This window comes from Brevundimonas aurantiaca (genome assembly GCF_014199955.1).
Lineage (GTDB): Bacteria > Pseudomonadota > Alphaproteobacteria > Caulobacterales > Caulobacteraceae > Brevundimonas > Brevundimonas aurantiaca.
This window is the reverse complement of record NZ_JACHOQ010000005.1, coordinates 139,850-151,635: the sequence shown is the minus strand read 5'-3', so window position 1 is coordinate 151,635 and position 11,786 is coordinate 139,850. Positions and strand designations below refer to the sequence as shown.

General features: G+C 65.7%; 9 protein-coding genes. 2 read left to right on the top strand and 7 right to left on the bottom strand.

Features of this window, described 5'->3' with window-relative positions; genetic code table 11:
- Window positions 1-96: 96 nt before the first annotated feature.
- From tuf to GGQ93_RS11740, 6 genes are all read right to left on the bottom strand, one after another.
- Entirely contained in the window at window positions 97-1,287 is a 1,191-nt protein-coding gene (tuf, locus tag GGQ93_RS11765; RefSeq protein ID WP_183217189.1) for an elongation factor Tu, read from the bottom strand.
- Window positions 1,288-1,393: 106 nt separating this feature from the next.
- Window positions 1,394-3,472, bottom strand: coding sequence for an elongation factor G (fusA, locus tag GGQ93_RS11760; protein WP_183217187.1), 2,079 nt, complete (start codon window positions 3,470-3,472; stop codon window positions 1,394-1,396).
- Window positions 3,473-3,621: 149 nt separating this feature from the next.
- Window positions 3,622-4,095 (bottom strand): 30S ribosomal protein S7, encoded by a 474-nt coding sequence (gene rpsG / locus GGQ93_RS11755; protein ID WP_054765982.1) that lies wholly within the window; start codon window positions 4,093-4,095, stop codon window positions 3,622-3,624.
- A gap of 81 nt (window positions 4,096-4,176) precedes the next feature.
- Window positions 4,177-4,551 (bottom strand): 30S ribosomal protein S12, encoded by a 375-nt coding sequence (gene rpsL, locus GGQ93_RS11750; protein WP_008260482.1) that lies wholly within the window; start codon window positions 4,549-4,551, stop codon window positions 4,177-4,179.
- A gap of 275 nt (window positions 4,552-4,826) precedes the next feature.
- On the bottom strand, window positions 4,827-5,147 hold the full coding sequence (locus GGQ93_RS11745; protein WP_152950526.1) for an energy transducer TonB: 321 nt from the start codon (window positions 5,145-5,147) through the stop codon (window positions 4,827-4,829).
- A 30-nt stretch (window positions 5,148-5,177) separates the two neighbouring features.
- A complete protein-coding gene (locus GGQ93_RS11740; protein WP_183217185.1) occupies window positions 5,178-5,768 on the bottom strand; it encodes a hypothetical protein in 591 nt (196 codons plus the stop codon).
- A 116-nt stretch (window positions 5,769-5,884) separates the two neighbouring features.
- On the opposite strand from GGQ93_RS11740, the gene GGQ93_RS11735 reads away from it, so the two are divergent.
- Both GGQ93_RS11735 and GGQ93_RS11730 read left to right on the top strand, forming a co-directional pair.
- The gene (locus GGQ93_RS11735) at window positions 5,885-6,550 is read left to right on the top strand and encodes a hypothetical protein (protein WP_183217182.1); all 666 of its coding nucleotides are present in this window, start codon (window positions 5,885-5,887) and stop codon (window positions 6,548-6,550) included.
- The gene (locus tag GGQ93_RS11730) at window positions 6,547-7,371 is read left to right on the top strand and encodes a hypothetical protein (RefSeq protein WP_183217180.1); all 825 of its coding nucleotides are present in this window, start codon (window positions 6,547-6,549) and stop codon (window positions 7,369-7,371) included. Before GGQ93_RS11735 ends, GGQ93_RS11730 begins: the two co-directional genes overlap by 4 nt.
- 69 nt (window positions 7,372-7,440) lie before the next feature.
- Here GGQ93_RS11730 and rpoC read toward each other — a convergent pair whose 3' ends face one another.
- Window positions 7,441-11,637 carry a DNA-directed RNA polymerase subunit beta' gene (rpoC, locus tag GGQ93_RS11725; protein WP_183217178.1) on the bottom strand — a complete coding sequence of 1,399 codons (4,197 nt, stop codon included), beginning with the start codon at window positions 11,635-11,637 and terminating at the stop codon, window positions 7,441-7,443.
- Window positions 11,638-11,786 lie beyond the last annotated feature (149 nt).

Genomic DNA, 11,786 nt, shown 5'->3' with positions numbered 1-11,786 from the left:
TTTGTAGCCTACGCTCGCCTCGCGGAGGCTCGCCGCTTGAGGTCGAAGCGCTCAAGAAGCGAGCGACCGCTCGCGCGCGTTAGCGCACCAAGAGGCTTACTCGACGATCTTGGCCACGACGCCGGCGCCGACGGTGCGGCCGCCTTCACGGATGGCGAAGCGCAGGCCCTGGTCCATGGCGATCGGGGTGATCAGTTCGACGTTCAGCTCGGCGTTGTCGCCGGGCATGATCATCTCGACGCCTTCCTTCAGCTTCACGATGCCGGTCACGTCGGTCGTGCGGAAGTAGAACTGCGGACGATAGTTGGTGAAGAACGGGGTGTGACGGCCGCCCTCTTCCTTGGTCAGGATGTAGGCCTCGGCCACGAACTTGGTGTGCGGGGTGATCGAACCCGGCTTGCACAGAACCTGACCGCGCTCGACGTCTTCACGCTTGGTGCCGCGCAGCAGAACGCCGACGTTGTCACCGGCTTGACCCTGGTCCAGCAGCTTGCGGAACATTTCGACGCCCGTGCAGGTCGTCTTCTGGACCGGACGGATGCCGACGATCTCGACTTCTTCACCGACCTTGATGATGCCCTTCTCGACGCGACCGGTCACCACGGTGCCGCGGCCCGAGATCGAGAAGACGTCTTCCACCGGCATCAGGAACGGCAGGTCCACCGGACGTTCCGGCTGCGGGATGTAGCTGTCGACGGTTTCCATCAGGGCCAGGATGCGCTGCTCGCCGATCTCCGGGTTCACGCCGTCGGTCGCGGCCTTGGCCGACCCCTTGGTGATCGGGATCTCGTCGCCCGGGAACTGGTACGAGCTCAAGAGCTCGCGCACTTCCATCTCGACCAGCTCCAGCAGCTCTTCGTCGTCGACCAGGTCGACCTTGTTCATGAAGACCACCAGGGCCGGCACGCCCACCTGACGGGCCAGCAGGATGTGCTCGCGCGTCTGCGGCATCGGGCCGTCAGCGGCCGAAACCACCAGGATCGCGCCGTCCATCTGCGCCGCGCCGGTGATCATGTTCTTCACATAGTCGGCGTGGCCGGGGCAGTCGACGTGCGCATAGTGACGGTTCGCCGTCTCATATTCCACGTGCGCCGTGTTGATCGTGATGCCGCGCGCCTTCTCTTCCGGCGCGGCGTCGATGTCGGCGTAGTTCATCGCCTTGGCGCCGCCGGCCTTCGCCAGCGTCATCGTGATCGCCGCCGTCAGCGTCGTCTTGCCGTGGTCAACGTGACCGATCGTGCCGATGTTGCAGTGCGGCTTCGTGCGTTCGAACTTTTCCTTGGCCATTCTCTAGCTCCTAGGTCCCCGAACCGGGGGTTCCTGCAGTCTGGGGGTTAAGGGCGCCCGGTGTGGGACCGGGCGCTTTTAGGTGCGCTTTTCCGAAAGGAAAAGCTTAGGCGTATTTCTTGATCACTTCGTCGGCGACGTGCTGCGGCACCGGCTCATAGTGGTCGTACTGCATGGTGAACTGGGCGCGGCCCTGCGACATGCCGCGCAGCGTGTTCACATAGCCGAACATGTTGGCCAGCGGCACGAAGGCGTTCACGACAGTGGCGTTGCCGCGCATGTCCTGACCCTGGATCATGCCGCGACGGCCGTTCAGGTCGCCGATGACCGAACCCAGATACTCTTCCGGGGTCACGACCTCGACGGCCATGATCGGCTCCAGCAGCTTGGGTCCGCCCTTCTCGCGCAGTTCCTTGAAGGCGGCGCGAGCGGCGATTTCGAACGCCAGGACCGAGGAGTCGACGTCGTGGAAGGCGCCGTCCACCAGGGTGGCCTTGACGTCGATGACCGGGAAGCCGGCCAGCAGGCCGTTGTCCTTGGCGGACTTCAGGCCCTTTTCGACGCCCGGGATATATTCCTTGGGCACCGCGCCGCCGACGATGGCGGATTCGAAGACGAAGTCCGTACCCGGCTCGCCCGGCTCGAACACCAGTTTGACGCGGGCGAACTGGCCCGTACCGCCGGTCTGCTTCTTGTGGGTGTAGTCGATCTCGGCCTTGCGGCTGATGGACTCGCGATAGGCCACCTGCGGCGCGCCGATGTTGGCCTCGACCTTATAGGTGCGCTTCAGGATGTCGATCTTGATGTCCAGGTGCAGCTCGCCCATGCCCTTCAGGATCGTCTGGCCCGACTCGTGGTCGGTCGAGACGGTGAAGGAGGGGTCTTCCGAGGCCAGCTTGGCCAGGGCGACGCCCAGCTTCTCCTGGTCGGCCTTGGACTTGGGCTCGACGGCGATCTCGATCACCGGGGCCGGGAATTCCATCCGCTCCAGGATGACCGGCGACTTGATCGGGTCGCACAGGGTGTCGCCGGTGCGGGTGTCCTTCAGGCCGGCCAGGGCGACGATGTCGCCGGCATAGGCTTCCTTGATGTCCTCGCGGTTGTTGGAGTGCATCAGCAGCATGCGGCCGACGCGTTCCTTCTTGTCGCGGGTCGAGTTCAACAGGCCCATGCCGGTTTCCATCTTGCCGGAATACAGGCGGCAGAAGGTCAGCGAACCGACGAAGGGGTCGTCCATGATCTTGAACGCCAGAACCGACAGGGGCTCGTCGTCGGACGCCTTGCGCTCGACCTCGGCCTCGGTCTTGTAGTCGATGCCCTTGGTCGGGGGGATGTCCACCGGCGACGGCAGATAGTCGACGACGGCGTCCAGCAGGGTCTGCACGCCCTTGTTCTTGAAGGCCGAGCCGCAGAGGATCGGGTAGAAGGCGCCGGTCAAAACGGCCTTACGGATGCACTTCTTGATGGTCTCTTCCGAAGGCTCGTTGCCTTCGAGGTAGGCTTCCATGGCCTCGTCGTCCAATTCGACGGCGTTGTCGATCAGGTACTGACGGGCCTCGACGGCCTTGTCCATCAGGTCGGCGGGGATCTCTTGATCTTCGTATGACGCGCCCAGCCCGTCATTGTCCCAGACAACCGCCTTCATGCGGACCAGGTCCACCAGGCCCTTCAGGGCCGACTCGGCGCCGATCGGGAACTGGATCGGCACGGCCTTGGCGCCCAGACGGTCGCGGATCGATTCGACCGACTTGTCGAAGTCGGCGCCGATCTTGTCCATCTTGTTGACGAAGACGATGCGCGGAACCTTGTACTTGTCGGCCTGACGCCAGACGGTTTCGGTCTGCGGTTCGACGCCGGCGTTGCCGTCCAGAACGGTCACGGCGCCGTCGAGGACGCGCAAGGAACGCTCGACCTCGATGGTGAAGTCCACGTGGCCGGGGGTGTCGATGATGTTGAGGCGCTTTTCTTTCCAGAAGGCGGTCGTCGCGGCCGACGTAATGGTGATGCCGCGTTCCTGCTCCTGGTCCATCCAGTCCATGGTGGCGGCGCCGTCGTGAACTTCGCCGATCTTATGCGACTTGCCCGTGTAGTACAGGATCCGCTCGGTCGTCGTCGTCTTGCCCGCGTCGATATGGGCCATGATGCCGAAGTTGCGGTAGTCTTCGATTTTATGCGTGCGGGGCATTAGAGCGTCCCTTGAGGGCTTCGGACGCAGATGCGCCCTTCGAAATGTCGGATATGACGGCGCGGGCGATTTAGCTGAAACCGCCCGCGCCGGATAGTCTTAGATAGGAACCGCCCCATACCTTCGAAAGGGAGACGGTTTTAAGACATTTACCAGCGGTAATGGCTGAAGGCGCGGTTCGCCTCGGCCATCTTGTGGGTGTCTTCGCGCTTCTTGACCGCAGTGCCGCGGTTGTTCGAGGCGTCCAGCAGCTCGGCGGCCAGCTTCTCGGTCATGGTGTTCTCGCCGCGCTTGCGGGCGGCGTTGACCAGCCAGCGGATGGCCAGGGCGCGACGACGGTCGGGACGAACCTCGACCGGCACCTGATAGGTGGCGCCGCCGACGCGACGCGAACGGACTTCGACCGCCGGGGCGACGTTGTCCAGGGCGGAGTGGAAGGTCTCGACCGCGGTCTGGTCCTTCTTCTTCTCGGCCAGGATGTCGAAGGCGCCGTAGACGATGTTCTCGGCGACGGCCTTCTTACCTTCGTACATGACGTAGTTCATGAACTTGGTGACGACCAGGTCGCCGAACTTGGGATCCGGCAGGACTTCACGTTTCTGGGCGCGGTGACGACGCGACATGGGTTATTCCTCTTGGGGCCCGGCCGACGCCGGGTAGATCTCGAAAAGGCCTCCGGGCGCGACGGCCCGGAAGCGAACGGCTTACTTCGGACGCTTGGCGCCGTAGTGCGAACGGCGCTGCTTGCGGTCCTTGACGCCTTGCGTGTCGAGCACGCCGCGCAGGATGTGGTAGCGAACGCCGGGCAAGTCCTTCACGCGGCCGCCGCGGATCAGAACCACCGAGTGTTCCTGCAGATTGTGGCCTTCGCCGGGGATGTAGCACACGGCCTCGTAGCCGTTCTTGGCCAGACGGACCTTGGCGACCTTACGCAGAGCCGAGTTCGGCTTCTTCGGGGTCGTGGTGTAGACGCGGGTGCAGACGCCGCGACGCTGGGGCGAACCCTCCAGAGCCGGCACCTTGTTGCGGGTGGGCTTGGGCTTGCGCGGCTTGCGGATCAGCTGGTTGATCGTGGGCATTGAGACAGGTCTCGACTTCTATGGGGGGCGTGTGTCTTTCGACCGAGGCGCCCCGCGCCTTCTTCTGTGAACGAGGGACCATTCCCCCGCCCGGGTGTCATCGAGACTGAGTGCGCGACGACCCAAACAGAAAAGCCGGAACGCGCGCTTTGGGCGTTCCGGCGGGCACAGCCCGTCCGTTCGATTGTCACGATCTCAGCGACCGGGGAACCGGCCACGCCTCGAAAGTGCGCGGCTTCTACGCGCGATGGGGGGAAAGGTCAAGGACAGGCCAACTACTGCAGTCTAAAGCGGGATGTGAACCGGACCTTCTGTCCCACCCGGCTCGGATCGGCCTGCACCCGCAGACCTCTTCTGGACATGGCGAGCGCCGCCTCGCCATAGCCCTGGTCGGACGGCTCCTCGGAGATCACCACGCAGTCCGTCAAAGCTCCGCCTTCGGCGAGAACGCATTCAAGCGTCACAGCCCCATCCTCTGAGCCGGGCGTGAAGCTGCGGCCGACGACAGGGGTTCCGTCCGGCAGGGACGCTACCGCCTCGGACGTCGCACAGGCGGCGAGAAGACCGCATATGACGACGACGATCGTATTCTTCATCCGTCCCTCCCCCGAATCCAGATTTCATTATCACCGGGCGGGGCCGGGCTCCACGGCACAGGCGGCGTCTGTCTGCGCCTCCATATAGGTCCGCTCGAAACAGCGGGACAGCCATGACAGGTTCCGGCCATTGTACCGGTCGCCTTCGTTGGGTGAGGTTCGCAACGTCTCAAGACGCGCGTCCAGCAGTCCCCGATCCTTGACCAGGAACCCATACAACCCCTCGACATAGGCGTTCCAGTCCAAGGCGATTTCGGCGGCCGTGCGCTGATCCGACCGCCGCGCTCCGCCCAGCGCCAGTGCGGCGCCCGCTTCGTCTCCGGCAAAGGCCAGATAGCGCGCCATGTGTAGGTGGGAGATGGCCGATTCCCGCACCCCCAACAGCGGCCCACGCGTCAGACACTCCCGACTGGCCTCGGCCGCTCGCCGGTAGCACCCCAGATCGGCGTACCACATCGGACTGCCGGGCTTGTCCGTCGAGAACTCAAAATCCTCCCAGTCGCGCTCGGCGTTGGCCTCATTGGGGACGGCCGGACAAGTCTCCAGGTCGTCGACAGGGGCCGGCCTGGCGACCTGCGAGCTTGCCTGAAGATACAAGACCAGGACCAACAGTATCGACATCAGCCGCCCCTCCCTCGGAGCCTCATCACACAGCCATGACGCGAACAAGTCAAACCAGCGCCTGAATCCAGCCATCCTTGCGGTCGAGCTTTGCGTTGAACGGTCAGGGGACGGGCATGGGGGCGACGGGCAGGATCGGCTGGGCGGGCGCGACCGCCGCCGCTCTCAGCGTCAACGTCCTGGTCATAGCCCTGCTGTCGATGGAGCACCGGCGAGAGCGGACGCCGCGCTCACGGGCTGCCGAACCGGTTTTGTATCTCGATATCGAGCCACGCGCCTCCTTGCCGAGGGATCGGTCCGTTCGGACGTCTCGCAGGCTCGGCCGTGCGCCCTCTCCTGTTGAACGTCCGGCCGCCGTTTCGCCCACGACCTCCAACCAGACGAAGGAGGCTGGGGTTTCCGTCGCGGCCGGCGCGTCCATCGATGAAGGCTGGCGCGTCACGACCGGCGTCGGGCGTACCAGCGACAGTTTCGCGTCCTGCGACGCGCCGCATCGTCTGTCCGTCGAAGGACGTCGTCGATGCGAGGACCGGTGGATGCGCCTGGGCCAGGAGGTCCGTTCCATAACCGGCTCGGGCGACGCCGAACGGGAGGCGGTCTTCGCGCGCCAGGGCGCCAGACGCCTGGCGGCATGGGAGGCGAAGCGCGCTGAGCCGTCGCGGGGCGACCCGCCTTGCGAAAGTCCCAATCCCGTGGCCGGTTGCGAAGGGGTCAACATCAGCGTTGAGCTATTCTCCACACGCGACGGCGTCCTGCCCAACCTCAGAAAGCGCCGCCAATGAGCGTGTCCGCCCAGCCTCGTCCACCGTTCCAGCGTCCCGACTGGCGCAAGGCGGGTCTGGCCGCTTTGGCCGCCGCCATCAACATCGCCCTGATCGCCGCCCTGTCCGTCACGGCGCTGGGGATCGACGGGGAAGACTTCGCCGCCGAGCCGCCGCCGATCTATCTGGACATCGAGCCTCGCCCCCTGCTGCCCGACGAACGCCCTCGCGCCCCCGCCAGAGCCGCGCCGGACGTCGAGCCCGCAGCGGCTCCGACAGCCTCGTCTTCCCCCTCGGTTCGCGCTCCCGCTGCTGAGGCCCAGGCCGTTCCCCGCCCTGCCCCCCTGCGTCCCCGCCTCGCCGCCCCGACGCCGCCGGGCGCGCCGCCGCCGGCCGACGTCTGGCGGGTCGATCCTTCAAACCGCAGCGGGGCCATGGCCCGCACCCTGCGCCAGGGCCTGCCCGGCTGCGCCTCGCCCGATCTGCTGAACGAGATGGAACGTCAGCATTGCCGCAATGAGTTCGCCCGAAGGGCCGAGAACGCGGCGCCCATCACCGGCTCGGGCAACCCCGAGCGCGACGCCCGCTTCGCCCGCGAGGGCGCGCGCCGTTTGGCGGAGTGGGAGGCGACGCGCCGTCCCCTGTCCGGCGGGGTCGGAGTCGTCGGTCCGGCGGACTGTGTCGGCTCGAACTTCGGCACGGGCTGTGCGGGCGCCCACCTGGACCCGTCCCTGGCGCCGGATTCCCGCCAGAACGTACAGACAGGCCGCGACGGCCACCGCGCCGCCGGCGCCCCTGTCACCCCCGGCGCCTCGGCCCCTAGGGAGCGCTGGAAGGACTGACGCATAAAAGAAGGGGCGGCCCCGTCGCCGGCGCCGCCCTCTTCAGTTCATCACATCCGTAACCGGAGATCAGCCTTCGCTGCTCTCCAGCTCCAGTTGCAGATCGGCCGGCAGCGGCTCGATCGCGTCTTCGCGGGCCTGGGTCAGTTCGGCGTCGCGCTCGTTGGCGATCTTCTGCAGCGACCGCAGATAGGCGCCCGTACCGGCCGGGATCAGACGGCCGACGATGACGTTCTCCTTCAGGCCTTCCAGCATGTCCTTCTTGCCGTGGACCGAAGCCTCGGTGAGGACGCGCGTAGTCTCCTGGAAAGAGGCCGCCGAGATGAAGCTGCGGGTCTGCAGCGACGCCTTGGTGATGCCCAGCAGAACCGGCTGGGTGATGGCCGGACGACCGCCGCGCTTCTCGACCTTGGCGTTCTCCAGAGCCGCCTCGGCCACCTCGACCGTGTCGCCGCGGATCAGGGTGGTTTCACCGGCGTCGATCACCTCGACCTTCTGCAGCATCTGACGCACGATGACTTCGATGTGCTTGTCGTTGATCGGCACGCCCTGCAGTCGGTAGACCTCCTGCACCTCGTTCACCAGATACTCGGCCAGCGCCTCGACGCCCTGGATGCGCAGCAGATCGTGCGGATCCGGGTTGCCGTCGATGATGTAGTCGCCCTTCTGGATCAGATCGCCGTCGTGGACGGAGATGTGCTTGCCCTTCGGGATCAGGAACTCGACGGGTTCGCCCTGAACGCCGTCGGCGTTGGGCTCCGGCGTGATCTTGATGCGGCGCTTGTTCTTGTAGTCGCGACCGAACTCCACGCGACCGTCCATCTCGGCGATGACGGCGCAGTCCTTCGGACGACGGGCTTCGAACAGTTCGGCGACGCGCGGCAGACCGCCGGTGATATCGCGGGTCTTGGCGCCTTCGGTCGGAACGCGGGCGATGATCTCGCCCGGCTTGACCTCGTCGCCGTTCGCCACGGACAGAACCGCGCCGACGGGCAGGAGATAGCGGGCGTCGGAGCCCGACGACAGCTTGGCGTAGGCGTCGCCGCTGGTGATCCCCATGGCCGGACGCAGGTCCGAGCCGCGCGGGCTGGCCCGCCAGTCGCTGACGACGCGCTGGGCGATGCCGGTGGCTTCGTCGGTCTCTTCCTTGACCGACAGGCCCTCGACCAGGTCCTCGAAGCGCACCACGCCGCCGACTTCCGTCAGGATCGGGGTGGTGTAGGGGTCCCACTCGGCCAAGCGTTGGCCCTTCTTGACCGGATCGCCATCCTTGACGCGGATGCGCGCGCCGTACGGAGCCTTGTGCGTCTCGCGGTCCTTGCCGTCCACGACCACGGTCACGATGACGTTGCGGCTCATGGCCACCAGGTCGCCGTGGGCCGCAACGACGGTCGGGCCGGTGACCTTGGCCGTACCGGCGTTGGTCGCCTCCATGAAGGAGGTTTCCGCCACCTGGGCCGTACCGCCGATGTGGAAGGTCCGCATGGTCAGCTGGGTGCCCGGCTCGCCGATCGACTGGGCGGCGATGACGCCGACCGCTTCGCCGATGTTGACGTTGGTGCCGCGCGCCAGGTCACGGCCGTAGCAGTGGGCGCAGATGCCGGCCTCGGCTTCGCAGGTCAGGGCCGAACGCACCTTCACCGACTGGACGCCGGCGGCTTCGATGGCCTCGACCACCTCTTCCACCAGATAGGTGTCGGCGGGGAACAGGACCGTGTCCGTACCCGGCTCCTTGATGTCCTCGGCCGCATAACGGCCCAGGATACGGGCGCCCAGAGAGACCAGGACGTCGCCGCCCTCCATCACCGCACGCAGGGTGATGCCGCGGGTCGAGCCGCAATCCTGTTCAGTGACGATCGAGTCCTGCGCCACGTCCACCAGACGGCGGGTCAGATAACCCGAGTTGGCGGTCTTCAGCGCGGTGTCGGCCAGACCCTTACGGGCGCCGTGGGTCGAGTTGAAGTATTCAAGGACGGTCAGGCCTTCCTTGAAGTTCGAGGTGATCGGCGTCTCGATGATCTCGCCGGAGGGCTTGGCCATCAGGCCGCGCATGCCGCCCAGCTGCTTCATCTGGGCCTGCGAACCCCGGGCGCCGGAGTTGGCCATCATATAGACCGAGTTGATGTCGGGGTTTTCGCCCTCGATCAGCACGCGCGGCTGCGCGATCTCGCCCATCATGGCGTCGGCGATCCGATCCGTGGCCTTGGCCCAAGCGTCGACGACCTTGTTGTACTTCTCGCCGCGCGTGATCAGGCCGTCGGCGTACTGTTGCTCGTACTCCTCGACCTGGGTGCGGGTTTCGGCGACCAGCTCGGCCTTCTTCGCCGGGATGACGATGTCGTCCTTGCCGAAGGAGATGCCCGCCTTGGCGGCCTCGCGGAAGCCCAGGCCCATCATCTGGTCGGCGAAGATGACCGTCGCCTTCTGACCGCAGTGGCGATAGACCACGTCGATCAGGTTCCCGATCTCCTTCTTGGTCAGGTTCTTCTCGAGCAGGCGATAGCCGACGTTCGGGTTGCGCGGCAGCAGGGCGGCCAGCTTCATCCGGCCCGGCGTGGTGTCGATGACCTTGGTCACCTCCTTGCCCTCGGCGTCCAGCTCGGTCCAGCGCGCCTTGATGCGGCTGTGCAGGGTCACGACCTTGGCGTCCAAAGCGGCGTCGATCTCGCCGATGTTGGCGAACAGCTTGCCCTCGCCCGGCTCGCCGTCCTTGACCAGCGACAGGTAGTACAGACCCAGGACGATGTCCTGCGACGGCACGATGATCGGCTTGCCGTTGGCGGGCGACAGGATGTTGTTGGTCGACATCATCAGGACGCGCGCTTCCAGCTGGGCCTCGAGGCTCAGCGGCACGTGAACGGCCATCTGGTCGCCGTCGAAGTCGGCGTTGAAGGCGGTGCAGACCAGGGGGTGCAGGCGGATGGCCTTGCCCTCGATCAGCTTGGGCTCGAACGCCTGAATGCCCAGACGGTGCAGGGTCGGGGCGCGGTTCAGCAGCACCGGGTGCTCGCGGATGACCTCGTCCAGGATGTCCCAGACGGCGGGCTGTTCGCGCTCCACCATGCGCTTGGACTGTTTGACGGTGCCCGACAGGCCCTTGGCGTCGAGGCGCGCGTAGATGAAGGGCTTGAACAGCTCCAGCGCCATCTTCTTGGGCAGGCCGCACTCGTGCAGCTTCAGCTCCGGACCCACGGTGATGACCGAACGGCCCGAATAGTCGACGCGCTTGCCCAGCAGGTTCTGACGGAAGCGACCCTGCTTGCCCTTCAGCATGTCGGCCAGCGACTTGAGGGGCCGCTTGTTGGCGCCCGTGATCACGCGGCCGCGACGGCCGTTGTCGAACAGGGCGTCGACGGACTCCTGCAGCATCCGCTTTTCGTTACGGATGATGATGTCCGGCGCCCGCAGCTCCATCAGGCGCTTCAGACGGTTGTTCCGGTTGATGACCCGGCGATACAGGTCGTTCAGGTCGGAGGTCGCGAAACGACCGCCGTCCAGCGGCACCAGCGGACGCAGTTCCGGCGGGATGACCGGCACGATGGTCAGGATCATCCACTCGGGCTTGTTGCCCGATTCCAGGAAGGCTTCGATCAGCTTCAGGCGCTTGGACGCCTTCTTGGCCTTCATTTCCGACGGATTGTCGGCCAGTTCGGCGCGGTGCTTCTCGGCCTCGGCGTTCAGGTCGATGCCCATCAGCAGATTGCGGACGGCCTCCGCGCCGATCTCGGCGGTGAAGCCGTCGTCGCCGTATTCTTCCTGGTAGCGATAGAACTCGTCTTCCGTCAGCAGCTGGTTCTGCTTCAGCGGCGTCAGGCCCGGCTCGGTGACGATGTAGTTCTCGAAATACAGGACGCGCTCGACGTCCTTCAGCGCCATGTCCAGCATCAGCGAGATGCGGCTGGGCAGCGACTTCAGGAACCAGATGTGGGCGACCGGCGCGGCGAGGTCGATGTGGCCCATCCGCTCGCGGCGAACGCGGGCCAGGGTGACCTCGACGCCGCACTTCTCGCAGATGATGCCCTTGTACTTCATGCGCTTGTACTTGCCGCACAGGCATTCGTAGTCCTTGGTCGGGCCAAAGATACGGGCGCAGAACAGGCCGTCACGCTCGGGCTTGAACGTGCGGTAGTTGATGGTTTCCGGCTTCTTGATCTCGCCGAACGACCACGAGCGGATCTTCTCCGGCGAGGCCAGGGCGATCTTGATCTGGTCGAAGGTCGGGGTGACCGGGACCGGGTTGAAGATGTTCAGGACTTCCTGGTTCATCTTGGGTTCCTTGCTGCGGTCGGAGACCGCGAAAAACTTAGTGGCGAGTGGCGAGTGGTGAGTGGCGAGGAAGAAGGGCAAGGGCGACGCTGAATTTCTTCACTCGCCACTCGCCACTCATTACTCGCCACTCTGAGGCGCTACGCGCC

Bases quoted from the DNA above. Each gene is read 5' to 3' on its own strand.
- tuf (WP_183217189.1), bottom strand. From the start codon at position 1,287: ATGGCCAAGGAAAAGTTCGAACGCACGAAGCCGCACTGCAACATCGGC.
- fusA (WP_183217187.1), bottom strand. From the start codon at position 3,472: ATGCCCCGCACGCATAAAATCGAAGACTACCGCAACTTCGGCATCATG.
- rpsG (WP_054765982.1), bottom strand. From the start codon at position 4,095: ATGTCGCGTCGTCACCGCGCCCAGAAACGTGAAGTCCTGCCGGATCCC.
- rpsL (WP_008260482.1), bottom strand. From the start codon at position 4,551: ATGCCCACGATCAACCAGCTGATCCGCAAGCCGCGCAAGCCCAAGCCC.
- GGQ93_RS11745 (WP_152950526.1), bottom strand. From the start codon at position 5,147: ATGAAGAATACGATCGTCGTCGTCATATGCGGTCTTCTCGCCGCCTGT.
- GGQ93_RS11740 (WP_183217185.1), bottom strand. From the start codon at position 5,768: ATGTCGATACTGTTGGTCCTGGTCTTGTATCTTCAGGCAAGCTCGCAG.
- GGQ93_RS11735 (WP_183217182.1), top strand. From the start codon at position 5,885: ATGGGGGCGACGGGCAGGATCGGCTGGGCGGGCGCGACCGCCGCCGCT.
- GGQ93_RS11730 (WP_183217180.1), top strand. From the start codon at position 6,547: ATGAGCGTGTCCGCCCAGCCTCGTCCACCGTTCCAGCGTCCCGACTGG.
- rpoC (WP_183217178.1), bottom strand. From the start codon at position 11,637: ATGAACCAGGAAGTCCTGAACATCTTCAACCCGGTCCCGGTCACCCCG.